Here is a 26,009-nt window from a genome sequence, read left to right as displayed (position 1 = left end):
TTTATCCCCCAAGTTGTATTTTAGGTTTAATTTTTCACTTCTTGTGGTAATAATTCTCTAAGTATCTTTTCTACATCAGCACCAATTTCTTTATTTTGCAAGGCGAATTCAATTGTTGTTTTTATGAACCCAAGTTTCTCACCAACATCATGACGTACACCTTCAAAATCATATGCATATACTTTTTGAATTTGGTTCAAATGTTGAATGGCATCAGTTAATTGAATTTCTCCACCAGCACCAATCTCTTGTTTTTCTAAGAAACGGAATATTTCTGGTGTGAATACATAACGACCCATTATTGCTAAGTTTGATGGAGCTGTTCCTTTTTCCGGTTTTTCAACAAAGTTATTAACTTGATAACGACGCCCTTCCATTGTATTCGGATCAACAATTCCATAACGGTGTGTTTGATCGTCGTCTACTTGTTGTACACCGATGACAGATGATTGTGTTTCTTCATATTGGTTTATTAGTTGCTTTAAACATGGGACATCACTTTGAACGATATCATCACCTAATAATACTGCAAATGGCTCGTCTCCAATAAAGTTACGCGCTGACCAAACCGCATGTCCAAGACCTTTTGGTTCTTTCTGTCGTATATAGTGAATATCAGCAAGATTTGATGAATGCTGCACTCTTTCAAGTAAATCTAATTTTCCTTTTTCTAGAAGGTTGCGTTCTAATTCAGGTGCATTGTCAAAATGATCCTCAATCGCACGTTTTCCTTTACCTGTTACAATAATTATATCTTCAATTCCTGATGCAACCGCTTCTTCCACTATGTATTGGATCGTCGGTTTATCCACAATTGGCAGCATTTCTTTCGGCATTGCTTTAGTTGCTGGCAAGAATCTTGTACCAAGACCTGCCGCTGGAATAATTGCTTTTCTGATCTTTTTCATTATAACCTTCCTTCCGTTCATTATTGAGAACTATATAAACAATAAAAACTAGTGAAGTGTTTACTACTCTCCATATCTACTTCACTAGTTGAATGGCTAACTCATTATCGCTTGTTAGATTTACTTACCTTTAGCATAAATAAATCTAGCAAGCAACGGTATCAACTTGTAAGACTTTCTCACCCGAAGATAATGTAGAAATTTGGAGGTTATTCCGTTTTTAGAATAAACCTAGAAACTTCTTCTTTCTCACTCGATCTGGTACATCCCCAACTATTAGCTCTCCATTCGCTACTAGTTGTGCATTTTCCATGAAGTAATAGACCATTGAACTACCATACGTTTCTTTGATTTCATTGTTGGCATCTTGCATACAGAAACCTCGCGTCGTTGTGTTGTGTGCATCGGAAGAAACAAAGTGTGTTAGGTTGGATTCTATTAATTGATGACTAAATTCTTTTATTTTCTTTCCGAATTTTCCTGTCACACTCGCCGCAGTTACTTGTGTTAATGTACCATTCTTTACAAATTCATATAATATATCTGGATTTTCTATTAACTCTTTATTTCTTTCAGGGTGGACAATAATAGGTTTTACTCCATATAACTGCAAATCAAACAGGAGTTGTTTTGTGTATCGAGGAACATTATTAGATGGAAGTTCCACGAATAAATATCCGCTTGTTTCATTTAATGGCAACAGGTGTCCTCGCTCAAGACCGTCAATCATTTCTCCGTTTATTCGTGTTTCTTGACCTGCTAGAATAGTTAATGGAATCTTTTCTTCTGCTAATCTTGCATTTAAAGATTTCACATCTTCTATTATATCTATTTTATAATTCTCATAGCTTCCGTTTAAATGATGTGGTGTTGCAATGATCGTATCAATCCCTTGATTGACTGCTTGTTTTGCCATCGCAATACTATCTTCGAAATGCTTGGCACCATCATCTACACTCGGCAAAATATGACAATGTATATCGATCATCAACTTCACATCCTAATAAGTTAATTGTCTACGTTTCCAATTAAACAACATTAGTGTAATTATAACAGGGAATTGCATGAAACTAAATAGAAAACATTGTCACATTATGTTGAATCATATGGCTTTTCTGGTTAAATATGACTAAATATTTGTGAAAGTGTTTCCAACTTGAGTCACTAATTGATTTTACGAATTTTTAAAGTTTTATAGAATTCCTAATATTTTTTTCTTTGTGATATGCACAGGCTCATTCGCTAGCACTGTTTCGCCATTTATCAACAAAAAAGGGTTCTCTACAAAGAAGGAAACCGTACTTTTGTCGAATTTTTTCTTAATTACTTTTAAGGCTTGCTCCAATAGATAGTCATCTTGATTATTCGCTTCCGATCCAATAAAGTGAGCTAAATTGTTTTCCATAAACTCATGAGCTAATTTATACACTTTTTTCCCGTGTTCTCCCGTTATGCTTTGAGCAGATAATTGGACTAAAGCACCTTGTCTTACTAATTCATATAATTGATTTGGTTCTGACATCATTTGTTGGTTTCGTTCTGGATGAACGATAATTGGTTTATATCCTTGTATTTGCATATCAAAGATTAACTGTCTCGTATAATGAGGAATATCATTGGGTGGTAATTCTAATAACAAGTAACTGCTTATTTCATTTATAAACAGAACATTCTCGTTTATGTTGGTAAGTAACTCTTCATCTATAGGAGCGATTTGTCCAGGTAAAACCGTTAACGGAATGTTTTCCTCACTCAGACGTTGATTAATTATATTCACCTGATTAACTGTTTCCAATTTAAAACGATGGAAATCACCACTTGTATGGGTAGGTGTTGCAATAATTGTATCAACCCCTTGTTTGACCGCTTCTCTTGCTATCGCAATGCTTTCTTCACTGTGTTTCGCACCATTATCAAAACCGTGTAATATCTGACAATTGATATCGATCATTTCATCCCTCCTCCATCTTTTTTAGTTAAATGATTACTCCACCTACAAGAATTCATAATTATCAAATTTTTCCGTTTTTTTCCTTATTCTTATTTATAGCAAAATTAAAGAACAATTAACATACAACAAAAGTAACAGTAAGCGCTTTATTACATATTTTTTACAATAAATTAAAATTTTAACCCGTTTTAACGGGTGACTCCTATATATTGTCGTTTACTAAAAGCAGTTTATGACTGCTAGAGGTGTATTTATTATGAGAGCAACACGAAAATAGCTTTTTCATAAATTTTTGTTCTAATATGATATCAAGTATAAAAAGATATACTTTATCCAATTAGCTACTCTTGTGCTTTACGTACATAACTAACTCTGAATACAAAAAAACGCTCAGGTAGTTTTAGTCACCAGGCGTTTGACCTCATATATAGGGAGTTTTAAAGATTATAAGGTTAAATCAAACCTAATATCTTCTTTTTCTTAATTCTAGTTGGTTGATCTGCTATTACTGTCTCACCTTTTATCAGCAATAGAGCGTTTTCCGTAAACAAATAGACTGTACCATTTCCATATTTCTTTCTAACTTCCCTTACAGCTTGTTGGAACGAATAATTGTTATGGTCATGTGCTTCGGAACCAAGAAAATGCGCTAGATTAGCATTGATTAGTTGATGAACAAATTTTTGCACCTTTTTGCCATTTTTGCCTATGATACTACCAGCTCCAATTTGAACGAGTGCACCATTTTTCACTAACTCATATAATGGATTCGGGTCATCGATAAATTGTTCGTGTAATTCAGGATGAACAATAATAGGTCTATACCCTTGAATTTGCAAATCAAAGATTAACTGATTTGTATATTGCGGGATATGGTTGATAGGCAATTCTATCATTAGATAGCCACTATTTTCATTTAATTCTAGTAAATGATCTTGCTTAAAGCTATCTAGTAGTTCACCATAGATCCGGATGTTCTGACCCGGCAATACGGTTAACGGAATTCCTTCTGATTGCAATCGATCATTAAGATCTTTTACATATTTTAATATTTCATGTTTGAAATTATGATATTTTCCATCCATATGATGAGGAGTAGCAATCACTGTATCGATTCCTTGATTGATAGCTTCTTTTGCCATTGCCACACTTTCTTCCATATGTCTCGAACCATCATCAGCACCAGGTAAAATGTTACAGTGTACATCAATCAAATTACTCACTCCAATTATACATTATCCCAATTAAGTTAGGACTTTTAGTATTTTTTTATCCTATATATAGGATATCATGTATGAATTGTTGAATGATAAGAACCTTTGTCGATTTTCGTTAAATCGAACACTTTTTTAGTTAAATCGTACGACACCGAAGTTCGACACTGGGTCATATTGCAGGGGCGGGGTATAGTTCATATGTTTAGCGTGGGCATATTGGGTGGGGACACGGGTATAAATGTTGAGTGAAAGTTAGTATGGATTGGATTAGTGGTTATATAGATGAGTTAAATGTAGATATGCTTGGGTTGAGTGGGCATATAAGATATTTGGACGGGCAAAAGGACTGTGGGAAATTAGATATGACTTGGGCGACGGGCATAAGGACAGTGGGAATGTAGATATACTTTAGTTGGGTCGGCATATATCAAGGGAGATTACTTTTAAGTGTCATCGCTGTGCTCTGACGGCAACTAGTTGTGGATTGGGCTGTAATATGCTGGTGGCTGCGTGGGCATATAGGTGAGCTGAATGTAGATATGTTTGGATTGAGAGAGCATATAAGTTATTTGAACAGGCATAAGAACTGTGGGAAAGTAGATATACTTTGGTTGGATGGGCATATCGTGGAGTGTTACTAATTAACAGGCATTCAAAAAGACCTTACATCCTCCAATGAGGATGTAAGGTCTTTTTATTTTATGAGCCGTAGTAATAATAACTACCTTTTTTGTCTTCTTTGTCGTTGAGTACAACGCCTAGTAGTTTTGCTTTGGCTGGTTTTAATAGATCACGCGCTTTTTGTGCTGATTCGTATTCTGTTTGTTTACTACGAACTACCATCATCGCACCATCACAAATGTTTGCTAATATTTGTGCGTCTGTAACAGCTAGTACTGGTGGTGTATCAAAGATAATTAAATCGTAATAAGCTGATGCGTCACTGATTAGTTTTTCCATTGATTTTGAACCTAATAGTTCCGATGGATTCGGTGGGATTGGTCCACAAGATAACAAGTCCAAATCCTTTACATCACTTTTCACTACCGATTCATCAAGGATTGTTTCACCAACAAGGACACTACTTAGTCCTCTGCGGTTATCCATTCTAAACGTATAATGAAGTGTTGGCTTTCTCATATCCGCATCAATAAGTAAAACTTTCTTACCTGTTTGAGCAAAAACAATCGCTAAGTTCGCTACTGTTGATGATTTCCCCTCTGATGGTCCCGAAGAGGTAACAAGCATTGTTTTTAATTCGCCGTCTACAGAAGAGAATTGCAAGTTCGTTCGAATTGTACGGTATTGCTCAGAAATAGGAGAACGAGGATTAAGCTTTGTAATCAAGTGCCTCATGGTATTATTTCTAGCTTGTTTTCTTCTTTTCGCCAATGAACTCGCCCCTTTCTCTTCGGTTGGTAGTTGTATTAAAACGACTCGTTGCAATCTCGTCATCACTTATGTGTGAGATAACTCCAATTACAGGCAACTCTAGTTTATTTTCAATATCGGTTTCTGTTTTAATCGTGTTGTCCATGTATTCCAGTAAGAATGCTAAACCAACACCAACCATTCCACCGAGTACAACTGCAATTGCGATGTTAAGTAGTGGCTTCGGGTTAACCGGTTGTGGATTTTCTGATACTTGTGCTTCTGAAAGGATATTAACATTATTAACATTCATTAAATCAGGTACTTCTTCCTGGAACACTCTTACAGTCGTATTGGCAATATCCACTGCCATGGTTGGGTCTGTATCTGTTGCTGTTATTGTAACAACTTGTGAATTCTGTGCACTCGCTACCGATATTCTTCCACTTAAAGCTCCAGCAGACATTGGTAAATCTAATTCTTCAATTACACCGTCTAAGATTCTTGGACTTGTGATAATTTGATTATACGTATTAATGATTTCAACGTTTGATCGGATTTGATTAATATCAACGTTTTCCAATTCACTTGCATTTTGACTAACGATGAATTGTGAACTAGATTGATAGGTTGGTGTTAATACAAAGTAACTAATGATTGCACTTATTCCTGCAGCTCCAATAATTAGTAGGATAATAAGTAGGATTCGCTTTTTTAAGACCTCAAATATTTCTTTCAAGGATATCGTTTCTTCCATCATCTTCCCTCCGATAGTTTATCTTTATTTCTCATGCCACATTACATAGCAATAGTATTTAACTTTAGTTTTCTATTAAATTTTGTTTCATAAGTAGAATATGAAGACGTTACTCGCACATCATAATCGAAATTATATCACAATTATATAGCATGTGGGACAAGAATAGAGGAGTTTTTATTGGGAATAGTTGTTATTTTTTACTGATACCGCTTTCATTGTTGAGAAGTTAGGTTCTTAATAAAGAATTATTTTTCTATTAAGATACTTTACAGGTTTAATTTTAGGTTTTTGGAAGTGAATATCATAGATTTGAATGGGCATATATCTCACTATAGAACAAACAAGAGCCAGCATCTTGCTGACTCTGAATGAATATTATTATTCTTCCCATTCTATTTCTACTGCCCATTTGGCGGCTAGTTTATCAATCTCTTCTTCGTATTGTGATGTAAGCTGTTCAGATTCTGTGAATAGTGCATCTACTTCTTCTAGATTTCCTTCTAGCCAAGCATATTGCGCAGCTATATATTTTTCGATTGATTTAACATCAAGATCATGTAGTTCTTTCAGTTCTGTTTCTTTAATTTTTTCTCCATAGGCTTTTGACTCAGAGTGGATTTTTTCTAGTTCAGGAATTAATGTTTCTTGTGTAAATAGTATTAATTCCTCTTCTGTACCGCTTTCTGTTAGTGCAGCCTCTTGATTCACTATCTCGTTATATCTTATGCCATAATCATAGGTTTCATCTAAATAAGTCAGCATGGCATCAGAATTACCAGATAAATTTTGGAACAAAAAGTACCCACCAATTAATAAAGGGATAATGCCAAGCAATGAATATAAAAGTTTCTTCGTCATCTTCTTCCTCGTCTCTTATAAAATACAAATCTGTTTTTTATTATAAGTTACGGAGAGAGTTTTGACTATCCTTTTTATTGTAAAACAAAAGACGCCTAGATGGCGTCTTCAAGCATATCTTTTATTCCATTTCTTCTGCATAGCGTTCTGCTAAAAACTCGCTGCCTTCTTCGGTTAATTGCCCCTCATTCGATATATACTGCGCGAAGTTACTTTGGTCCCACTGCCCGGTTACATCGATATAATTGGCCATCTCGATTTGATCAGTAACAGCTTTTATATTAGCGTTTAATCGGAATAATGCATTGTCATTATATGATGGGGTTGCTATTGCTCCGCTCACATAGATTGGTACATCTGGCAGTTCGGTGTTTATTTCATTGAGAAACTGATAGAGGTCATCAAAATAGGTTGAGTAAGACATTGTTCCGTCCGTTAATGCAGGCATAGCGTTTTGACCATAAACCACAAATATTTGTGTTGGGTTTTCTTCGACTACATCTTCTTGCAATCTAGCTAGTCCACTATTTCCTGCATTCTCTGGCTGATTGACGTTAACATCGGTACCAGCAACACCTTGATTAATAGCAGTGATGTTTAATTTTTCTTCTAATAAAGTAACGAATGAATTTGTACTTGCTCCATAGTTATGACCAATGACAACTAACTTTTCGTCGGATGCTTCTGTTTCAGGTTGTTTGATTTCCGCATCCCCACTCAAGTATAGACTCGTTAGTTCGGACTCTCCGGAATATACGAGTTCAATCTCATGCCAGCCTTCGCTATCAGTGAAGATTTCGATTTCACTTTTTGTTCCATCATTTCTAAGTTCTTTTGAGGTTACTAGTTCTTGATCAACATAAATTGAAACTGTTCCTTCTATATTTCGTTGTTTAAGTGTCGCATAACTGCTGTTTGTTGAAATCTTGGCGGTTCTGCCGTATGCTGGTTCGCCTGTACTTTGGAGGGTACCTTGCATGACTGTTCCCCAGTCTTCCACCTCCACTTGATCCCAGTTGCCATGGCTTAATAACCAGGCATCATCTGTAGCGGTAACTTCCATTTCAGCAGATGTCTGGCCGTTTGATGAAGTGTCAGTTGTCGAGTCATTCTGTTCAGCCGATGTTGCTGTGCTGCTAGTGTCAGGGGTTTGATTTTCCCAATGGATTTCACCAAGAATAATAATAGCGATCAATGTTATAAGAGATAAAAGTAAAATAATAGCTTGCTTCATATGTATCACCATTCGTTTTTTATTTAATTAACAATAATATGGTATCACAATTTGACGCGTAATGTGACAATAAACTATTTTTATTAGTTAAATAGGATGTGAAGGGGCATATATTGTACTTGGGCGAGCATTTCCGATGGTGGGGTGTAGATATAGTAGGTTGGTGTGGGCATTTCTGCTGAAGGGAAGTAGATATTTGTTTGATGTATGGGCATAACATAGGATTGGTTAATGGTCAGTCACTGTGGCTCCTGACGGCAACTAGTTAGGGACAGGTCGGCTGGGTTGAGCGGGCATTTAATTAGGCTGGATGAGCATAAGGTGAGGGTAAACGGGCATATCCGGTGATGCGGTGTAGATATGTTTGGTTGCTATGGGCATATCCTTGGACTGAAAGCAGATATACACTTGATGAATGAGCATATCAAGTAAAAGAGCAGACTGCCAAGGGCAATCTGCTCTTTGTTATTATAGGTTTTTATTTAATGTTGATTCTAGTTCTTTAAGGTTGTTTAATACGTCTGTGTTACTGTCTAGGCAATTGTCTAGGGTTGCGGTTACTTGTTGGATGGATGCACTTGATTCTTCGCTGAATGCTGCTAGTTCTTCGGTTGATTCACTGATTGTTTTCACAGACTGGTTGATGGACTGTGTTAATTGATCGCTAGCAACGGATAGGTCGTTTAGTTTAATAATTGCTGTGTTAATTTGCTTGAATGAATTGTTTGTCTCTTCAGTCATTTCGTAGCTTTCGGCCATGCGTTCTGCTACTTGTATCATTTTATTTCTTGTTTGATCTGATTGTTTTGAGAAGGCATTCAATTGTTCGGAAATTTTCTCTGCTGAATCGGTTGATAATTCTGCTAGTTTACGAATTTCATCGGCTACTACAGCGAATCCTTTACCGTGTTCGCCAGCTCTTGCCGCTTCGATACTAGCATTCAAAGATAGCAAGCTTGTTTGATTGGCAATCTCTTTAATTGTATTACTGAATTGATGTGTTTCATTTAAGTTTTCAATTAACTGGCTTATCTCTTGAGACATGCCGTCAATTTCACCTTTAAAGTCTTCAATCGTATGTGTTAGGGACGAGATTTGTTGTTGGCCAGTTTCAGATAGTTCTTTTGAATTAACTGATTCTTCTGTTAGGCTCTTCATGGTAGTTCCCATTTCATCCAGTTTAGAACTCATGACCGAGACAGATTCGTTAATGTTTTGTGTTGAATTACTTTGAGAACTTGATCCGGTAGCAATTTCTTGGAATGCTGCATTCATTTCTTTAAATGCAATATTACTTTGTTCACTATTACTAGTGATGTGTTGTGTCTTTTCACTAACTGTTGCAATTAAATCTTGTAATTCTTTTTGTTGCTTTTCTTGATCAATAGCTAATTGTTCTGCCTCTTCTCGTGAGGTGTTAATTTGCTTTATCATGTTGCTGGATATCTTAAGTAAAGCAAAAGCAACAATCGATATAAGTGCATAATAAATAATGTACGTTACTCCAGATCCTTCTTCTAAACCTAATATACTGGCTTGGAAAGAGACCATGTAACAAACTAACAAGAAACCATAAAGATTAACAAATATAGATAATTTCATATCCATGTAGATAAGCGCCAAGATAACTAAGTAGATAATGGAAATAAAATTTGTTGTAGCAGGCGACGTAAAAACCGAATAGCTTGTAGATAATGCAGATCCAATTATCGCTATGTATTTTATATAAAAAATCCATTTCCTAGTTAAGTGAAGAATTATAAATGGTAACCAAATAGCTAATGTAATACTTAATATAATCAATGAAGGCAAAGTGAAAGCGGCAGCTGCAGTAATAATGGTAATTATTAACAAGGAAACAATTGTTAGAGCAAGGTTAACTGCACTGTTTCTTTTAACCATATCTAATTCTTGAAAATTTAATTGTGCGTCTATCTCTTTTCTTCTGTTAAACATGTTTTTCATCTCCTGTCTGAGTCTTAAATAATATATATTAAAAATACTACATTATTCGACAAAAAGATATAAAATTTTTACAATATATTGAATATTTATACCTAAAGTATGGTTGTTTCGTTATCACTTTTAGGTCTATGTGCTTAGGTTGGTGTGTTTTGTTGTACTGTGGGGTTATGATTAGTTAATATTCAGTCGCTGTTGCTCCTGATGGCAACTAGGTTGGGAGTGTTCGACTATGGAGTGAGCATATTTTGAGGTTGGGAGGGCATATAGAGCTAGGGAACGGGCATATCCGCTGATTGGGTGTAAATATCCTGGTTTGATGTGGGAATATTTTTGGTACGGATGTAGATATATGCTTGGTGAGTGGGCGTTTCTTGCAGTTTGTTAATGGTCTGTCGCCGGCTTCTGACGGCAACTAGTTAAAGACCGGCCGACTGTGGTGTGAGCATATATTAAGGTTGAGCGGGCATATTTTTGAGATGAGCGGGCAAATCCTCATGCTGAAAGTAGATATCCTCATTTGGAGTGAGCATATCGACTGGACGGAAGTAGATTTATTCAATACGAATGGGCATATCCGTTTCTAGCAGTGATATAAAAATTCAGGGGACGCGAATACTAAAACAATTTATAGAAGGAACTAAGAACAAAATGTCGAATAATAACTTCAGAAAGGAGTAGATAAATGATAATAAAACAGCGCACGAAACCGGTAATGATTGATGTGGATGAGGGATTATTAAGGCGTTTGCCTCTTAATCACCGCAAAAGGAAGAAAGTTGCAGATGACCTTGCTATTCGGCAGGTTGGCTTTCAGGGGGAGGAAGCGATCGATTATTATTTAGATAAGTTACCCAAGCAGCATCTTCATATTTTTAACGACATTCGCATTAAAAACCGCAAATACCACTTTCAAATGGATACCCTCTTGTTAACTCCATCCTTCGCTCTCATCATTGAAATCAAAAGCCTTGTTGGAACACTTATTTTTGATACAAACACGAAGCAGTTCATTCGTGTGTATCATGGTGTAGAGGAAGGATTTCAAGATCCGATTATGCAGGTAGAAGAGCAACGCGAACAGCTGATTGATTGGTTATGTAATTATCAACTTGATTCATTGCCTATCGAGTATGTGGTTGGCATTAGTAATCCGGCCACAATTATCAAAGCAAATCCTGGCAGTGAGCACATTTACGATTTTGTTCTACATTTCGATTATTTGAAACAGAAATATCTAGAGTTAAAAAAGAAATACCCCGAACCTCAGTTAGATAATCAACAAATAAAACTCCTCGGTCAACAACTGATTCAATCACATACTCCATTGATTGAAGATATCCATACGTTGTACGGAATTAGTGAACACGACATACAACGAGGCGTATTCTGTCCGGTTTGCAAAAACCGTGCAATGAATAAGATCTACCGGAAGTGGCGTTGTCCAAGTTGTCGCTTTGAATCTACCACTGCCTACCAGCAGGCAATTATTGATTATCTTCTGTTAATAAGCCCTACCATTACAAACCAACAGTGCAGAGAATTCCTATTATTAAATGACCGGCGCGCGGCAACACGTTTGTTAACTTCATCGGGTTTACCTTTTACCGGGGCGAACAAGGGTAGAGTTTATTATCGGAAGGATTGAAAGTAGATATATTTTGGTGGAATGAGCATAACAGAGGCTAGGGAGTAGATATCATAGGGTTGAGTGAGCATATCAATCGAGAGAAAGTAGATAATCCCACCTCGAACGGGCATATCCTGACCTGACACCAAGACAGTAAAGCAGATCGGCATCGCGATCTGCTTATTCATTCGTTTTTCTTCTATTAAATAAGTATAATCCTGTTCCAGTAATGACAATGAGTAAACCTATGAGAAGGAAGCTATACATGTTGGTTGCGGTTGATGGGAGGATGTCACCATCACCTAATGTATCTGTCGGGTCAATTGGTGTTTGCGGTGTTGTTACTTCCTCTGAATCAACAACTATCTCTTCTGCTACAAACTTAATTTCTACTTGGAACGCTAGGCCTTGGTATTCGTTGCCTAGTTCCTCAGGGAATTTTACGACAAATTCTAGCTCCTCTTCGTGGTTGACCTCAAGTGCGCGCTTATCAAATCCAGTAAATTCACTTAGTTTTCCATCAAATAGTAATCCTTTTGAATCTCTAACTTCCAATAAAAATGCATTAAATAGTATCTTAGACCCATCTGTAAAATCCACGATTGCATTATAAGTAAAGTCTGATGTTCCTCTATTCTGAATCGTTAATACCCTTTTTATCCCATCTCCGGGTTTCATGTTCTCGGCGTCGAATAAAACTTTATCTGGAAACGTGCCAATATCTATCGGATTTGTACTAGCAAAAGATATCACAGCTCCAGAAGATATGGATAGAAGCGTAAAGGTTATCAAGCTAGCAATTATTTTCCTCACCATGATTATCACCTTCATTGGACGATTTCCATCACCCATTGGATTTGGTTGAACTCAGTTTTTCGTCTAAAGGTTCTTTCGCTCCATCTTTTTCATCAATTTGTGAAATAGCTCTCCAAATCGTGAATCCGGCATATAACAATAGTAAGACCCCGGGTAGTATGAGCAAAAGTGCACTTCCCTGTTTTGATTGAGCAAAATTCACTACATATCCCGCATAAGGAATTGTAAATCCTGTATATTCTGCTACGACATTATCTGCAAGGACTGGATTAACATCAGGTGTATTGTTATTGTCACCTTTTGTTTGATACATGATATGGTCACCACTATTGGTAACATCAACTACTCTGTGTGTCACTAACTTTTCTTCTTCGTCTATGAAAGTAATCACATCATCTTTTTCAAACCTAGTCATGTCACCACCCGGTTTAACTGCTATAATTGACCCAGTTTTAACACCTGGCTCCATTGACCCTGATAATACAGTCTTTAATTGATAACCTAATACTTCTGGTTCTCCACCGGAAGCTTTTGAGGAAATAACAATAAAGACCATACAAATTAGTGTTACAAATAGCGTGAAGGTAATAAAGTGACTAGCCCATTTTCTTATTTTTTTCAATTTCATTGACCTTCACCATCCCCTGTTTCATTTGAGTCCTCGTTTAATGGTGTTTCTACTGCTTTCTTTTGAACTTCTTCTTCCTTAGTCTGATTATCTGTTAAATCAGGTTGTTCCACATTTTCTTTTTGTGTTTCCTCTATTTTTGGTTCATCTTGTTTATTTTCAGGTTCTTCATTGTTTTGTTCTGGCGTTTTTTCCGGCTCCACTACAGAATCTTCTTTTTTGTCTGGTACGCTGTCTTCTTTTGTTTCTTTTGGTTCAGGTGTCGTTACACTTTCTTTTATTTCAGCTGGTTTTTCAGGTTGTTTTTTTTCTTTTTCTTTAGTTTCTACCTTCAAGCATTTCACCATGACCTTTTCGCTCCAGATTTCTTGTCTTGATTCATAATCATCGTTATATCCAGGTACTTGATAAGCTTTAAACATGTAAGACCCTTCTTTATCTGCATCATAAGTTAATGAAGTAACTTCTCCTGCCTTGATAAGGACAAGGCTTCCTTCTGCAATTTTCACTCCATTTTGTTTTGGATTGCCGTTTTCCACATAATAGATTTCATAGTCGGTAGAGTCGATCATCGTAAACCCATTATTTTTCAGTTCTACACTTATTTCTGTTTGCGGACATGATTTCACATTTTGGGTAGGTATTCCAGTAAATTCTAAATCACTTCCATCCCACCATGTTCCAACCTGTACAGTCGTACCTACTTTATTTGTTTCATTAAAATATGCTCCAGTGCTTGAAGTTAGTACAGCTGCAGAGACTAAGGTTATATACCAAATAGCAACAATTTGAGCTACAATAATTAGATTCTTATACTTTTTTCTATACCTCATTAATCGCGAACTTCTCATACCAATTCCCCCTGCTTAGGTACTTATATTAATTATGTTCGTGAAAATATAACTAGATTTATATCCCCACGAAAATAATTAATGATGGAAAGGTGAGACGCGCTCACCTTTCCTGTTATCAAATGGTTATCTCCATTCTCCTTCTTCTTGTTCACCTGTAAATTCCCAAGTAAGTTCTAAAGAATCACCTTGGAAAATGTTTTGATCTTGACCATTATCTACAAATTCAATTACCACATCTAAGTAATCTACTCCACCAACAGGAATACCATCTTGCTCATAATCCCAAACCAAGAAATCTTCTAGTTCTACTGCAAGATTATCTGGAGTCATGTTTGAAAGTTCAGCTAATGTTTTTTGATAAACTACTGTATATTCATCATTATCAAAAATATGTTCTGGATGACCTTCATTTTTAATGAATTTTACGACAATATGTTCACCAAAGTCTTCACCAGCATTGTCACCTTGTGCATCAGTAACAGTATATGACGTATCAAGAAGTACACTTGCAATATCTAATGAACCATTGTTTTGCAGTTCGAATTCACGATGCATTTTATCTCCCGGCTTTAAGTTATCAACATTAAAAATTTCTACTGGGTCTAATCCTAAATCCAATGTACCCGCTGCAAATGTATTTGTTGACGCCTCTGTATCACTAAAATATGCAAACGTTCCTCCCCCGACTAGAGATAATCCTAGCGCTGCTGATGCGATTCCTAAACCTAGCTTCTTTTTAATTCCCATCCTATTTCCTCCTCTAATATATAAAACTTTTTATATTTTGAAATCCTCTAACGAGGGATTTGCAAACGATTTAATAGTGGTTAGTTCTTTTAACAATCGTTCGTTTTAACGAACTCACAACTGGAGTATAAGATATTTTAAATCAATTGAAAAACCGCAAATTCGTCCGTTTATTCTTAATAAAGAACAATTATTGTTCGTTTTTACGTTTTTCCTTCGATTTTCTTTGAATATCGTTTTTTATAAAATTCATCAAGTTCTATATAATGAACAAATAGAACGTTTTTAAAAAGGAGAATGAAGATGCTGGGAGAACGTTTGAAAAATGAACGTAAACGGAAAGGTTTGTCATTAACGAAGCTTGCTAGTATGTCTGGAATTTCAAAGTCTTACTTGAGTTATATTGAACGTGGTTTACAGAAAAACCCTTCTTTAGATGTACTTGCAAAAATTGCTGTTAGCCTTGACACAACCATTGAGTATTTACTTGATGGTCAGGTTGGTGGGGTGTCCACACAAAAAGCAGCCTTGATTGATGATGAATGGGTAGCATTGTTAACACGGGCAATCAATGAAGGGATGAGTAAAAAAGACTTTTCACAAATCAGAGACTACATTCTATTTAACAATTGGAATAATAAAGGACTGGGGAGATAAACATGGCATATTCAAAATTTACTGATCCAGAATGGATATTACTTTTACTTAAAGCAAAAGAAATGGGGATTCCTATAGAGGAAGTGCGTGAATTTTTACAAGCAAATTGTTGTGGGTCTTAAGTGGACAGGCATTTAACGCGCATATTTTTTTGGTGAATGAGCATATCGTATGAGCGAACGGGCATATCTTACGAACAAATGAGCATATCGCATGAGCGAACGGGAATATGCCTAATTTGAACAGGCATTCCTAATGTATGAAAAAGCATATATACAGATCGAACGGGCATATCCAACTACATAAAAAAAAGCAGACCACTAAGGTGATCTGCTTTTTGCCATTAACTAAACTTGCCTTCGTAGATAGATTCTTTTAAAGGTCTGCGCTCAGATGGTTGTTCGCGCTTTTGGATATCTTCTGGTAGTGTCTCTTTTTCGCCTTGATATCCAATTGCAATTACTGCGTGTAAGGCATATTCTTCTGGAATGTTTAGTGCCTCGCGTGCTTTATCTTTATGAAATCCACCCATTGCGTGTGTGATTAATCCATTTTGTGCTGCTTGAAGGGAAAGGTAACCCCAAGCTGTTCCTGTATCAAAAGCGTGTGGACCTTTTGCTTCTGAAATAAGCAGGATATACGCTGGTGCTGTTTCGCACCATGTCCGATTACCATCCATGATAAACGAATGGAACCTTTCGCGATCCTCTTTCGTGCGCGCTATCACAAATCTCCATGGCTGAACATTCATTGACGATGGTGCCCAACGTGCCGCTTCTAGTGTACTAAAAAGAAGTTCCTCAGACACTTCTTTATCCAAAAAGGACCTAGGGGACCAGCGATTAATAAAGATGGGATCAATATCATAATCGGCTTTACGAAACTTTTCTACGCTCTGACTCACTTCTTTTGAACTCAAATGTATTCCTCCTATTTCGTTAACTTAAGTACGTATTATTATCTTATTCCCACCACAAAAATTCAAAAAATCTGCCTGCTTCGTGATGCGTAGTAACACATGATAGATACCTGTCATAAACTTTGGTGAGGTGTTCTTTATGCTAAAAAGTCTAGCTTTTATGATTCAATTCTTTTTTATCTTCCTAATCGGATTTATCACTTTTACTATTTTCTTAGTCTTTGTCGCCCCACTCCTTTCCATGACGGGTTTTTTACTTATATTAGCAGGACTCTTGATTGGTTTTATTGTCGAAGCAATAATTAAATCAAAATAATACATTAATTTACAAAAAATTCGACATTTATTAAGTGAAATCATGCTATAATATAGGAAAATTTATCTAATTTATTATAAAAAAGGGGATTCGGAATGAAAAAAAGGCTAATGACACTTACTGCAAGTGCACTACTTGTTTCCGCTTATGCGGCAACTCCAGCAGATGCCGCTACATATAAGGTGCAAAAAGGCGATTCACTTTGGAAAATTGCACAAAAGTACGATACAAGTGTTGATCAGTTAAGAAGTATTAATAAGCTTTCTAACGCTTATATTTTTCCAAATCAAATATTAAAAGTCGATCAGGTTTCTACTGCTCCGACCGTGAAACCAGCGCAAGTAACGCAGACCACAACTGCGAAGACATACAAAGTGAAGTCTGGAGACTCTTTAAGTAAAATTGCAGCGAATCATAAAATCTCGCTAACCAACTTAATGGAGTGGAACAAGCTATCAACAACACTCATTTATCCAGGTGATGTACTGACTGTTACTAAAGCTGCTGCAAGCACAACGACGAAGCGACCGACAGCAGCGACAACCAAGCCGGCCGTAACAGCTAAACCGGCCACGAACAAAACGGAAGCAGCACCAACAACAACTTCTAGCTATAAAGTAAAAAATGGTGATTCCCTTTGGAAAATTAGTTCGAACTTAGGTGTTTCCATTACCGATTTAAAAAAGTGGAATAGTTTATCATCCGATTTGATTCAAATTGGACAAGTTCTTCAGGTGAAAGCATCTGTAACAGAGAAACCCGTTGAAAACGTAACAGATGATATAACGAAACTAGTAAATGAAGCTACTAAACTACTAGGTACTCCCTATTTATTTGGCGGTTCATCAATTGATACTGGATTTGATTGTAGTGGGTTTGTTCATTACGTGTTTAATAAAGCAGGTAAAAGCATTGGAAGATATTCAAGCGATGGATACTATAACCGGTCCTTTTATGTAACCAATCCGGAAGTTGGTGATCTCGTATTCTTCGAGAACACGTACCGTAAAGGTATTTCTCACTTGGGTATTTTCATCGGAAATAATAGCTTCATTCATGCAGCTAACGGGGGCGTACAAATAACAAGCCTTGATAATTCGTATTGGAAAAAGCACTTTGAAGGATTTAAACGATTTTATTAATAAATAATGGCGCATTGATTTTTTCACAAAAGTCACTGCGTTTTTTTATATCTAGCTAGTATTCTCTGAAAAGAAGTTAGTTTGGATTCTGAGCAATCAGTTTCTTAATTTTAAAGAATTGCTTCCTACTTCGTTAAATAAAAAATCAGTATTATTTTCTACTACACCTAATCTTATCTCTATTTTGTCAAGCCTAGTTTCTATTCGATCGAGCCGAGTTTCTACTTGTTCGAAGCGTCGATCTACCTGCTCGAATCGGCGTTCTACCTGGTCGAAACCTGCTTTCATCGTATCACTTAACTCTTTAATAGCTTGCATTACTTGGTTTGTATCCATTATTGTCACCTCCTTTGTCGTATTATAACATTTTCCATCCGACATTTGTGACAAAAAAATACCTGTGACTCTTTTGTCGAGTAACAGGTATCCTTATGACTTTTATACATAAAACCATTTGTTTCTAAGTGCCGTTAGTACAACATTGGTACGATCACGGACTTCGAGCTTCTTTAGTATGGAACTAATATAGTTTTTGACTGTTTTATCTGTAATAAATAAGTGATTACCTATCTTCTCATTACTATACCCTTCCATAAGAAGCTCCATCACTTCCCACTCCCGGTTAGTAAAGACACCCACTGGGCGATTAGGCTCTTTCTCATTCATTTTCACGTAATCACCAAGTAGTACTGGCGACAATTCATCATTTATATAAATTTTGTCACTTAATATTGTCTTTACTGCTGCGATTAGTTCATCTTTTTCCATTCCATTAAAGAAATATCCGTGTAACCCTTGCTTAAATAGATCAACTAAACTCGGGTTATTTAAACTAGAAGTCCAGACAACAACTTTTTTATTATGTCTTTTATAATAATCAATTGTAGCCTGGCGATCTATCTTGGTATCAAGGTCAATAATTGCTAAGTCTGCAATTTTTCCATCATTAAAAATAGCCTTTTCTTCATTCGGCCCAAAAGTTTTAATTTCAAAGTCTGCTAATTCCTGCTGCATTACTCCGACAATTCCATCTCTTAACAATGAAGGTGCTTTAATAAATACGATTTTTTTCATCATGCACATCCCCACTTCCATATAAAATATTTCATATAATTTTTCCTGTTTATATAACTACATTGTGATTTACTCGTCGTTTATACAGTTTCAAATTTCGACAAAAAACGACTATTCTTTCAATCAAAGAATAGCCGCAAAATATTTTTCGCCGGGAAAAAAATATATGATGGTAACCAGGCTATCTTAGTTCTAAAGAACCTTAGACCCTAGGGCTTTGCGTCCTACTCTTTCGTAGTAGTTTGCCTTTTTCAATTGTAATTTCTTATATATAGATAATAACATCTAGTGATTATAAATCAAGGGATTTTAGTCAATTTAACTACATTTACCAATAATCGCCGCTATTATGTCAGTTCTATTAAGAAGCATTACAAGTCGATAACAACTGCTATATTTCGACATAAGCATGCTATACTCGTTGCAGATAGAGAAATTACCATCAAGAAAAAAACAACGAGGAGAGTGAGCGAATTGAATAAAATGAATAAAACTTTATTAACTGTAGTAGCTACTCTAGCCATTTCAACCGGATTTTCAAATAAAGCGGCAGCAGCATCTCATACTGTACAATCAGGTGATTCCCTTTGGGCAATCTCCCAAAAATACAATACAACTGTTGCAAACTTAAAGTCTATTAACAACCTTTCATCCAACACGGTTTATATCAATCAAGTATTAGAAACTAGTAGAAATGAATCTTCTTCTAGTTCCACTTATACAGTAAAATCTGGTGATTCATTGTGGGCAATTGCTACAAAACACGGTATAACGGTTGATACTTTGAAAAGTTTAAACAGTAAATCTAGCAACACAATCTATGTAGGAGAAAAACTAGTCGTTTCAGGTTCAGAATCTAATTCTAGTAGTAAACCAGAAAATACTACTTCCTACAAAGTTAGTTCAGGTGATACATTATCTCATATTGCAAAAAGATATGGTGTTTCCATATCAAATATAAAATCGTGGAATAATCTATCCTCTGATGTGATTTATGTTGGACAAACGATTAAACTAACAGCACCAACAAAAACTGCTGAGCCTGAAAAAGTAGAACAAACAGAGAGTTTAGCAGATAAAGTAGTAGCGGAAGCAAAAAAACACGTTGGTACACCATACAAATGGGCGGGTACAGCACCAGGTGGATTTGATTGTAGTGGATTCATTTATTATGTACACAAAACAGCTGGCATGGATATTAGTAGAACAAGTACAGATGGCTATTATAGCCAATCTACACAAGTATCAAGCCCTAAAGTCGGCGATCTCGTATTCTTTAGCGGAACGTATAAAGCCGGTATCTCCCACATGGGAATCTATATCGGAGACAATAAATTCGTCCATGCAAGCTCAAGTGGCGTACAAATCACAAGCATGAGCAACAGCTATTGGAGCAGCCACTTCACAAACTACCGCACATGGAAATAATATAATGAAACCCAGACTGCTTTTGGCAGTCTGGGTTTTTAGTGTTTATAGATTGTCAGATATGCCCGTTGCGGTGGGGTTTATCTACTTTCGGGCGTGGGTTACGCTCGTTCAATCGAGGGTTATCTACTTCCAGAGTGCGGTTATCTACTTTCCCTGAGCTTATATGCCCGCTTAATTCTAATATATGCCCACTCACCCCCATCAACCCGGTCCTAACTAGTTGCCTGCAGGAGCGTTAGCGAACTGCTCATTAACTAGATTACCAACTTCTCATTCCTTCTTTGGTCTATGCAATGACCATCTTATTTAATTCCTAGTATTTCTTTAGCCTTAGCTACGTCCCCATCTATATGGTAACTTGCACGTTCTTTAATATCTTCATCTACTGATTTATGTCTAATCTCTACTCCTTTTTGTAAGACAAACGTATGTAATTTATATAGCGAGGGTATATCATCCCATAGATTTACTGAAGAGCCATCATTAAAAAAGATTCGATATTCAAATTTGGCTACAGCATATCTCTTTCTTCTTACTTCTAGTTCATCTTCTAAATAAGCTTTTGTTGAAATGTATGTAACCTGATCCCAGGTCTTTACATCCCTTTTCCAAATTCTTTGTTGCACGATATGTTCTTCATCAGCCGCATTAAAATAAACACTAGTAAACAAAAAACCAAACATAAGAGTTACTATTAGAATAGGCAAGACTTTCTTACCAAAAGAAGTAAGTTTCCAAAATATAAGAATTAATATAAATAAAATAGTGCCAACTCCAAAATACTTTGTATAGGATACTAGTTCACTAGAAAATGTAAGATAAGATTGTGATTGAAAAACTACCATATATAATCCTTTTACAATTGGTACAAAAGTAAAAAACAAGATGAATAATAGTATAAAAATAAATGCGATTTTCTTCATAATATTTGCTCCTCCATATGTATTTAATCAATTTCATAATACCAATTTTGCAGATGACTGACTAAGGTAATTATGAAGTTGACTATTGAATGAATTTAAGGAGACCGTCATAAGACAGTCTCCTTTTTCTTAACTTTGTGGAGGAAAATAGCTTGAATTATTCCAACCAGAAATATAATCCATTTGGTTGATAGGAACTATTTGACCATTTCGTATTTCAAAAACTCTCCACACATTTCCTTCTTTGTTTATTGGAACGTTGTAAGTAGTTAGCAGTGTATTTCCACTATAAACTCGGACTGTTGCCTCCGAGTTAGAGAGGTTGTAATTATCACTTAATTCATGTCGATCCGAATAATTGTGTACACCATATGTGTACGTTCCATTATTAATTCGCTTTACAACTGTCACTGTTTCTGGTCCGTATGATGATGTATCATCAATATCTAAGTTTACATCATTTTCCGAATCTTTGAATATTTTATCGCTATAGTAAACATGGAAACGACTACCATCAGCTGTTGGACCAGTAAGATGAGAGTCAATATCCCTTGGGCTTTCTCCCCAACTTAACACAACGCGAATTTCATCTCCGATTATACCTTCTGGAGAAACAGCTGCATCCTGATGGCCACGGGTTTGGTCTCCTATTGATAAAATATTAGTAGAAGTTGTAATATAACCTTCTCCACTTATTTCTATTGTATAATTCCCACCGGGAAGTTCAACAGAATATTCACCTTGTTCATTTGTTGTTAAATCTTTCAGAATTTCACCTGATGTATTATTTCTACCTTCACGAACTGCAAGCGTAATTCCTGTTATTGGTTCACCCGTTAATGCGTTGGAAATAGTACCTGAAGCAGTACCTATACCTGCATATTCATCACCAACTAGTTGTAATTTCGAATCATATGTTGTCGTATTCGTGGCCGTTACAGTTACATTTGAAGTATCTGTAATGTAACCTGGATTTGTCACCTTTATTTTATAGGTATCTGGGACTAAACTTGTCTCATAAGTACCATCTTCTTGTGTCTTAATGTCTGATACTAAACGACTTCCATTATAGACTTTTACTGAAGCCCCTTGTATCGATTCCGTACTTACAGCATCAATTACCTTTCCGACTAGCGTACCTTTCTCTCTGTTATCGACAATATTTACAGTAATTGTATCCTTAACTACTTTATCATGAACATTATAACTAATTGTTATTGTTTCTCTATCCCCGTCTTGAGCACTTTCAGCTGCAACAACATATACTTGCCCACTGTCCTCGTCCTTTTCTACTTTAATAATATTGGAATCGGAGATACTATATAAAGTATTACCTTTATTCTCCACATTTTCAACATTATTAAGTCCATCTTTAGACGTGACAGTAAATGATTTCGCTTCTCCTGGAGCTAATTCTAGATTAGAAGGATTAGCGCTAATAGAACGAACGCAATTACCAAACTCACCTTTACCTAGATTAACCTCATAGATTAAATCGTTTGATTTCCAATCTATAATAGGAGCTTCTAACAGAAACTTTGAATAGAAATCCGTTTGAATCGTTGAACATTGAAACATTCCTGAAGGTCCTGCAACAGAGGTCTTCGCATCTGCAGAAATACCACCTTCACCTGAGACACCTGCAAGGTCAATGCCAGCTTCTTCAGCCAAAACAGACAGCTTTACGCCTAATGAAGCTTTACCACTACCCGTTAGATCTGATACATTAAAAATCGGCTGAATTTTATCGGCAGGGTAAGTGTTTACTCCATCACCATCAGCATACTTAATACCTATATCCTGTCTCATACCAGCCATTACTTCTACTGAAACTTTTCCTTCTAACCTTGGTACTAAATCTATAGGTAAGTGAACCATCAAGCCTGGAACTTGTGTCGGTATCCGAAAACTACCTATTCTTTTTGGTTTAAACATATTCAAGTTATCAGAATTCCATTCACCTGCGAACTCACCTTTTAATGTTTGGCTCCCATCAAAATGAAAATCCCAAGAATCAACTAAATCTATTTCAGCAGCCCAATCAATCTCACCGCTAAAGTTACCTGTTAGTTCTAGTGAACCCTTAAAGTTAACCGGAGAATCGTCTGGAAATAGACCTCCTAAATTAACTTTTACCACGTCTTCCACTGATTGGATGCTAGAGAGACTCGATATCCGCATCATAGGTTCAACTATTTCCTCACTCGACTCTACTGTGACACCATCTGCTGGGACAAAGTATTCAGGAGTTAGTTTCACTGTTGTATCGCCTATTATGGCACTGAACACCTCTTCTAGCTTCGGTTCCTTTGTTATGACAACAGTGTTCCCGCCTTCTTCAGTTACACTAACCACTTTTAAAGAAAGACCAGTTGGATACTCTTCTATTTCCGAAAGTAAGAATATATCATCCTTTTTTAAAGGAATCTCACCTGAAAAAGTCAACATAGACATATCATCAGCAACTTCATCCAATTGCCCAGCTACTTCTTCAGTTAAATGAATTGTACTTGGCTGAAGAATTGCTTTATTATCACCGTTGATAAGTGTTTTTCCTAAACTTATTTGTCCTACGCTATTTGTTAGTTGAATATCATTAACATCTACCGCAATTAGTTCAGATGATAAGCCGTTTCCTGTAACGATATATTCTTCACCCTGTTTTAGTCTTACAACAAAATAACCTTCACTATCTGTTTCCACTTCTTGTACATCGTTTAGACTATTTGTAATCCTCAATGTCTCGTTAGTTAAAAGGTTATGATCATCATCATAAACAACACCAGTAACAGGAATTTCTTCCTCTTGATCCGGTTCGTCTATAGGCGTATCCTCAGCAATAGCTATTTCCGCTTCCACAGTAGTAGACAGAAGATACTCTTTATTATTAATTTCCAACCTATGTGTTTCAGTTATACTTTCTTTAATTGTTTCCTTATTCTCTTCAGCATTCACAACCGAAAAAGCAGGTAACAACAGAGATAAAAGTAATAAAACAACTACTTCTTTAGTCATGCGTTTTTTTCTGAGCATCTTTACTACAACAAATAAAGTAAGTGTTGAAACGAGTAACAGAACAATATACCCTAATATTTTTGTACTATCTCCCGTTTTTGGAGTCTCACTAGTTTCACTTACTGTATCATCTACATTACTTGATCCACCTGAACTAGCATCTTCTTCCACTTTAGCTTCCACAACTGGGGTTACAGCAGTTTCTTTTTCAACTTTTGCAGTAAACTCCAAATTCACTTGCTTGGCTTTTTCCATATTTTCAACATGCCAGGACACTTTATTACCATTGATATTTGCATCTTCACTGGTAACTTCTAAACCCTCAGGTATTGTGCTTGTTACAATGACATTATTTGCCTCATTTTCTGACGTATTTGAAATTGTAAGTGTGTACGTTATTTCGTCCTGTTCTTTATACTCTTGTTTGTCCGTTGTAATATCTACTTTTAAGTGTGATTCTTCATTCGCAAATACTACGTCATTTGATTGTAAAAAAACTCCGAAAATTAAAATAAATAGAACTACTAGTCTACTAGTTTTCATTTACATATTTTTCCCCTTTGGTAATCAATCTTGCATGAACAACAATTCGTTCATCAATATCCCTATTTGTACATGTTGCTAATGTTAGAAAGCGGTCCTCTTCACTAACCTCTGTTTGATTGGATATAATTGATTTATTTTTTATATCATTTAGATATTCTGCAAAACTATTAGTCTTTTCTAAATCAGTTTTCAACCAATCTCCATCTCTTGAGGTGTAAACAGAGAATATTTCCCATTCATATGTATCTGTCGGATTGTCAAAACTAATTAATGTGTGGTCTTGATAGTATTCTTGCTCCAGATATTTCTCCAAGTCACCGAACATACTATTATCTTTCATATTGTGTCCGTACACGATGGTGTGTTTATCTAATCCATCATTTGTATTTTGAGAATCCATAAAAATTGAACCTGCAAAATCTTGTTCCCTTGAAAAATTATGCGTCAGATAGAATTCGTTATCTTCACCTTTTACAACCGGATAACTAACTTTGGTATTATTGATGCGGAGCCACCCAACATAATCTTCATTAATCTGAGTCAAGTTCTTATGATTTCGATTAACTTCGCTAACACTAGATGTTTGATAAATTTCTTTCAATTCATCATATTTATTCTGCGATTGTTGATATTGATTTATTTGGACATAAATAGAATATCCAGAGTACACCACACCAGTAACACTAAATATCAAAACGATAATTAGAATACACTTCTTTATAAACCCATCTCCTCTCTTAATATTAGAAACAAAAAATACAACATATGTAATAAAAACGACGGACATAAAAATAAAATATGTACGAAGACATGGATTTTATAATCTTACTACTATTTACAACTTTTGGAAATAGGTATAACTGGTTAAATTTGTATAGGAAATATATGGTATTAAAGTTCTACATATGTAAAAAAATGGTTCATTATAACTGTATAACCATAAACTTTAAGTCTATGAATCATCCATATTCAAATGAAATTTTAGCGCTTGAAAGCTTACAACATATGCCCTCCCGGACCGAGTATATCTACCCCCAGCCACAACTTATG

The 26,009-nt window shown here is 35.9% G+C and carries 26 protein-coding genes and 1 riboswitch; of the genes, 7 read left to right on the top strand and 19 right to left on the bottom strand.

All coding sequences use genetic code 11. The annotated features are described in order from the left end of the window. Positions 1 to 26 precede the first annotated feature (26 nt). The 4 genes from galU to QQS35_RS00470 form a co-directional block, all read right to left on the bottom strand. A complete protein-coding gene (gene galU, locus QQS35_RS00485; protein WP_285929718.1) occupies positions 27 to 908 on the bottom strand; it encodes a UTP--glucose-1-phosphate uridylyltransferase GalU in 882 nt (293 codons plus the stop codon). Between the two features lie 220 nt (positions 909 to 1,128). Beyond that, positions 1,129 to 1,896: a tyrosine-protein phosphatase gene (locus QQS35_RS00480; protein WP_285929716.1), complete on the bottom strand. Its 768-nt coding sequence runs from the start codon at positions 1,894 to 1,896 to the stop codon at positions 1,129 to 1,131. Between the two features lie 204 nt (positions 1,897 to 2,100). Continuing rightward, complete coding sequence (locus tag QQS35_RS00475; protein ID WP_285929715.1) at positions 2,101 to 2,859, bottom strand: tyrosine-protein phosphatase; 759 nt, start codon at positions 2,857 to 2,859, stop codon at positions 2,101 to 2,103. Positions 2,860 to 3,311: 452 nt separating this feature from the next. After that, positions 3,312 to 4,082, bottom strand: a complete 771-nt coding sequence (locus tag QQS35_RS00470; RefSeq protein ID WP_331490589.1) for a tyrosine-protein phosphatase — start codon at positions 4,080 to 4,082, stop codon at positions 3,312 to 3,314. A 251-nt stretch (positions 4,083 to 4,333) separates the two neighbouring features. Between QQS35_RS00470 and QQS35_RS00465 the strand changes: the two genes are divergently transcribed. Next, positions 4,334 to 4,477: a hypothetical protein gene (locus QQS35_RS00465; protein ID WP_285929713.1), complete on the top strand. Its 144-nt coding sequence runs from the start codon at positions 4,334 to 4,336 to the stop codon at positions 4,475 to 4,477. A 298-nt stretch (positions 4,478 to 4,775) separates the two neighbouring features. Here QQS35_RS00465 and QQS35_RS00460 read toward each other — a convergent pair whose 3' ends face one another. The 5 genes from QQS35_RS00460 to QQS35_RS00440 all read right to left on the bottom strand — a co-directional run bounded on the left by QQS35_RS00460 (position 4,776) and on the right by QQS35_RS00440 (position 10,255). Then, on the bottom strand, positions 4,776 to 5,468 hold the full coding sequence (locus QQS35_RS00460; protein ID WP_285929712.1) for a CpsD/CapB family tyrosine-protein kinase: 693 nt from the start codon (positions 5,466 to 5,468) through the stop codon (positions 4,776 to 4,778). Further along, the gene (locus QQS35_RS00455) at positions 5,443 to 6,204 is read right to left on the bottom strand and encodes a YveK family protein (protein ID WP_285929710.1); all 762 of its coding nucleotides are present in this window, start codon (positions 6,202 to 6,204) and stop codon (positions 5,443 to 5,445) included. The genes QQS35_RS00460 and QQS35_RS00455 overlap by 26 nt, the downstream gene beginning before the upstream one ends. A gap of 381 nt (positions 6,205 to 6,585) precedes the next feature. Next, complete coding sequence (locus QQS35_RS00450) at positions 6,586 to 7,065, bottom strand: hypothetical protein (RefSeq protein ID WP_285929709.1); 480 nt, start codon at positions 7,063 to 7,065, stop codon at positions 6,586 to 6,588. 121 nt (positions 7,066 to 7,186) lie between these two features. Then, positions 7,187 to 8,299 (bottom strand): SGNH/GDSL hydrolase family protein, encoded by a 1,113-nt coding sequence (locus QQS35_RS00445; protein ID WP_285929707.1) that lies wholly within the window; start codon positions 8,297 to 8,299, stop codon positions 7,187 to 7,189. 468 nt (positions 8,300 to 8,767) lie between these two features. Beyond that, positions 8,768 to 10,255 carry a methyl-accepting chemotaxis protein gene (locus tag QQS35_RS00440; protein ID WP_285929705.1) on the bottom strand — a complete coding sequence of 496 codons (1,488 nt, stop codon included), beginning with the start codon at positions 10,253 to 10,255 and terminating at the stop codon, positions 8,768 to 8,770. Between the two features lie 691 nt (positions 10,256 to 10,946). Here QQS35_RS00440 and QQS35_RS00435 point away from each other — a divergent pair. After that, entirely contained in the window at positions 10,947 to 11,909 is a 963-nt protein-coding gene (locus QQS35_RS00435; protein ID WP_285929704.1) for a nuclease-related domain-containing protein, read from the top strand. Between the two features lie 162 nt (positions 11,910 to 12,071). Here the strand turns inward: QQS35_RS00435 and QQS35_RS00430 are convergent, their stop codons facing one another. The 4 genes from QQS35_RS00430 to QQS35_RS00415 all read right to left on the bottom strand — a co-directional run bounded on the left by QQS35_RS00430 (position 12,072) and on the right by QQS35_RS00415 (position 14,936). After that, a complete protein-coding gene (locus tag QQS35_RS00430; protein WP_285929703.1) occupies positions 12,072 to 12,704 on the bottom strand; it encodes an LPXTG cell wall anchor domain-containing protein in 633 nt (210 codons plus the stop codon). Between the two features lie 31 nt (positions 12,705 to 12,735). Next, the gene (gene sipW, locus QQS35_RS00425) at positions 12,736 to 13,335 is read right to left on the bottom strand and encodes a signal peptidase I SipW (protein ID WP_285929702.1); all 600 of its coding nucleotides are present in this window, start codon (positions 13,333 to 13,335) and stop codon (positions 12,736 to 12,738) included. Continuing rightward, complete coding sequence (gene tapA / locus QQS35_RS00420) at positions 13,332 to 14,186, bottom strand: amyloid fiber anchoring/assembly protein TapA (RefSeq protein WP_285929701.1); 855 nt, start codon at positions 14,184 to 14,186, stop codon at positions 13,332 to 13,334. Before tapA ends, sipW begins: the two co-directional genes overlap by 4 nt. 126 nt (positions 14,187 to 14,312) lie before the next feature. Next, positions 14,313 to 14,936, bottom strand: a complete 624-nt coding sequence (locus QQS35_RS00415) for a CalY family protein (protein WP_285929700.1) — start codon at positions 14,934 to 14,936, stop codon at positions 14,313 to 14,315. A 303-nt stretch (positions 14,937 to 15,239) separates the two neighbouring features. Between QQS35_RS00415 and QQS35_RS00410 the strand changes: the two genes are divergently transcribed. Beyond that, positions 15,240 to 15,593, top strand: coding sequence for a helix-turn-helix domain-containing protein (locus QQS35_RS00410; protein WP_285929699.1), 354 nt, complete (start codon positions 15,240 to 15,242; stop codon positions 15,591 to 15,593). A gap of 2 nt (positions 15,594 to 15,595) precedes the next feature. After that, a complete protein-coding gene (locus QQS35_RS00405) occupies positions 15,596 to 15,715 on the top strand; it encodes an anti-repressor SinI family protein (protein ID WP_285929698.1) in 120 nt (39 codons plus the stop codon). 221 nt (positions 15,716 to 15,936) lie between these two features. Here QQS35_RS00405 and QQS35_RS00400 read toward each other — a convergent pair whose 3' ends face one another. After that, a complete protein-coding gene (locus tag QQS35_RS00400; RefSeq protein ID WP_285929697.1) occupies positions 15,937 to 16,512 on the bottom strand; it encodes a nitroreductase family protein in 576 nt (191 codons plus the stop codon). Between the two features lie 139 nt (positions 16,513 to 16,651). Here QQS35_RS00400 and QQS35_RS00395 point away from each other — a divergent pair, with 139 nt between their 5' ends. Further along, positions 16,652 to 16,828, top strand: coding sequence for a hypothetical protein (locus tag QQS35_RS00395; protein ID WP_285929696.1), 177 nt, complete (start codon positions 16,652 to 16,654; stop codon positions 16,826 to 16,828). A gap of 95 nt (positions 16,829 to 16,923) precedes the next feature. Further along, positions 16,924 to 17,970 carry a C40 family peptidase gene (locus QQS35_RS00390; RefSeq protein WP_285929695.1) on the top strand — a complete coding sequence of 349 codons (1,047 nt, stop codon included), beginning with the start codon at positions 16,924 to 16,926 and terminating at the stop codon, positions 17,968 to 17,970. Positions 17,971 to 18,066: 96 nt separating this feature from the next. Here QQS35_RS00390 and QQS35_RS00385 read toward each other — a convergent pair whose 3' ends face one another. Beyond that, entirely contained in the window at positions 18,067 to 18,306 is a 240-nt protein-coding gene (locus QQS35_RS00385; protein ID WP_285929694.1) for a hypothetical protein, read from the bottom strand. Positions 18,307 to 18,408: 102 nt separating this feature from the next. After that, positions 18,409 to 19,044, bottom strand: a complete 636-nt coding sequence (locus tag QQS35_RS00380; protein ID WP_285929692.1) for a response regulator transcription factor — start codon at positions 19,042 to 19,044, stop codon at positions 18,409 to 18,411. Between the two features lie 168 nt (positions 19,045 to 19,212). Beyond that, a riboswitch (cyclic di-GMP riboswitch) is annotated at positions 19,213 to 19,301 on the bottom strand. Positions 19,302 to 19,527: 226 nt separating this feature from the next. Here QQS35_RS00380 and QQS35_RS00375 point away from each other — a divergent pair. Then, positions 19,528 to 20,472 carry a C40 family peptidase gene (locus QQS35_RS00375; protein WP_285929759.1) on the top strand — a complete coding sequence of 315 codons (945 nt, stop codon included), beginning with the start codon at positions 19,528 to 19,530 and terminating at the stop codon, positions 20,470 to 20,472. A gap of 305 nt (positions 20,473 to 20,777) precedes the next feature. Here QQS35_RS00375 and QQS35_RS00370 read toward each other — a convergent pair whose 3' ends face one another. From QQS35_RS00370 to srtB, 3 genes are all read right to left on the bottom strand, one after another. Then, entirely contained in the window at positions 20,778 to 21,398 is a 621-nt protein-coding gene (locus QQS35_RS00370; RefSeq protein ID WP_285929691.1) for a hypothetical protein, read from the bottom strand. Positions 21,399 to 21,527: 129 nt separating this feature from the next. Next, positions 21,528 to 24,956, bottom strand: coding sequence for a carboxypeptidase regulatory-like domain-containing protein (locus QQS35_RS00365; RefSeq protein WP_285929690.1), 3,429 nt, complete (start codon positions 24,954 to 24,956; stop codon positions 21,528 to 21,530). Beyond that, positions 24,946 to 25,746, bottom strand: coding sequence for a class B sortase (srtB, locus tag QQS35_RS00360; RefSeq protein WP_285929689.1), 801 nt, complete (start codon positions 25,744 to 25,746; stop codon positions 24,946 to 24,948). The genes QQS35_RS00365 and srtB overlap by 11 nt, the downstream gene beginning before the upstream one ends. Positions 25,747 to 26,009 lie beyond the last annotated feature (263 nt).

This window comes from Aquibacillus rhizosphaerae (genome assembly GCF_030282825.1).
In the GTDB taxonomy this organism is placed as follows: domain Bacteria; phylum Bacillota; class Bacilli; order Bacillales; family Amphibacillaceae; genus Aquibacillus_C; species Aquibacillus_C rhizosphaerae.
The sequence above is the reverse complement of the archived record's forward strand: the minus strand, read 5'-3'. Positions and strand labels throughout refer to the sequence as shown.

What these genes read in the sequence shown, in the direction of transcription:
- galU (WP_285929718.1), bottom strand. Translation starts at nt 908, where the DNA reads ATGAAAAAGATCAGAAAAGCAATTATTCCAGCGGCAGGTCTTGGTACA.
- QQS35_RS00480 (WP_285929716.1), bottom strand. Translation starts at nt 1,896, where the DNA reads ATGATCGATATACATTGTCATATTTTGCCGAGTGTAGATGATGGTGCC.
- QQS35_RS00475 (WP_285929715.1), bottom strand. Translation starts at nt 2,859, where the DNA reads ATGATCGATATCAATTGTCAGATATTACACGGTTTTGATAATGGTGCG.
- QQS35_RS00465 (WP_285929713.1), top strand. Translation starts at nt 4,334, where the DNA reads ATGGATTGGATTAGTGGTTATATAGATGAGTTAAATGTAGATATGCTT.
- QQS35_RS00455 (WP_285929710.1), bottom strand. Translation starts at nt 6,204, where the DNA reads ATGGAAGAAACGATATCCTTGAAAGAAATATTTGAGGTCTTAAAAAAG.
- QQS35_RS00450 (WP_285929709.1), bottom strand. Translation starts at nt 7,065, where the DNA reads ATGACGAAGAAACTTTTATATTCATTGCTTGGCATTATCCCTTTATTA.
- QQS35_RS00445 (WP_285929707.1), bottom strand. Translation starts at nt 8,299, where the DNA reads ATGAAGCAAGCTATTATTTTACTTTTATCTCTTATAACATTGATCGCT.
- QQS35_RS00440 (WP_285929705.1), bottom strand. Translation starts at nt 10,255, where the DNA reads ATGTTTAACAGAAGAAAAGAGATAGACGCACAATTAAATTTTCAAGAA.
- QQS35_RS00435 (WP_285929704.1), top strand. Translation starts at nt 10,947, where the DNA reads ATGATAATAAAACAGCGCACGAAACCGGTAATGATTGATGTGGATGAG.
- sipW (WP_285929702.1), bottom strand. Translation starts at nt 13,335, where the DNA reads ATGAAATTGAAAAAAATAAGAAAATGGGCTAGTCACTTTATTACCTTC.
- tapA (WP_285929701.1), bottom strand. Translation starts at nt 14,186, where the DNA reads ATGAGAAGTTCGCGATTAATGAGGTATAGAAAAAAGTATAAGAATCTA.
- QQS35_RS00415 (WP_285929700.1), bottom strand. Translation starts at nt 14,936, where the DNA reads ATGGGAATTAAAAAGAAGCTAGGTTTAGGAATCGCATCAGCAGCGCTA.
- QQS35_RS00410 (WP_285929699.1), top strand. Translation starts at nt 15,240, where the DNA reads ATGCTGGGAGAACGTTTGAAAAATGAACGTAAACGGAAAGGTTTGTCA.
- QQS35_RS00405 (WP_285929698.1), top strand. Translation starts at nt 15,596, where the DNA reads ATGGCATATTCAAAATTTACTGATCCAGAATGGATATTACTTTTACTT.
- QQS35_RS00395 (WP_285929696.1), top strand. Translation starts at nt 16,652, where the DNA reads ATGCTAAAAAGTCTAGCTTTTATGATTCAATTCTTTTTTATCTTCCTA.
- QQS35_RS00390 (WP_285929695.1), top strand. Translation starts at nt 16,924, where the DNA reads ATGAAAAAAAGGCTAATGACACTTACTGCAAGTGCACTACTTGTTTCC.
- QQS35_RS00385 (WP_285929694.1), bottom strand. Translation starts at nt 18,306, where the DNA reads ATGGATACAAACCAAGTAATGCAAGCTATTAAAGAGTTAAGTGATACG.
- QQS35_RS00380 (WP_285929692.1), bottom strand. Translation starts at nt 19,044, where the DNA reads ATGAAAAAAATCGTATTTATTAAAGCACCTTCATTGTTAAGAGATGGA.
- QQS35_RS00375 (WP_285929759.1), top strand. Translation starts at nt 19,528, where the DNA reads ATGAATAAAACTTTATTAACTGTAGTAGCTACTCTAGCCATTTCAACC.
- QQS35_RS00370 (WP_285929691.1), bottom strand. Translation starts at nt 21,398, where the DNA reads ATGAAGAAAATCGCATTTATTTTTATACTATTATTCATCTTGTTTTTT.
- QQS35_RS00365 (WP_285929690.1), bottom strand. Translation starts at nt 24,956, where the DNA reads ATGAAAACTAGTAGACTAGTAGTTCTATTTATTTTAATTTTCGGAGTT.
- srtB (WP_285929689.1), bottom strand. Translation starts at nt 25,746, where the DNA reads ATGTCCGTCGTTTTTATTACATATGTTGTATTTTTTGTTTCTAATATT.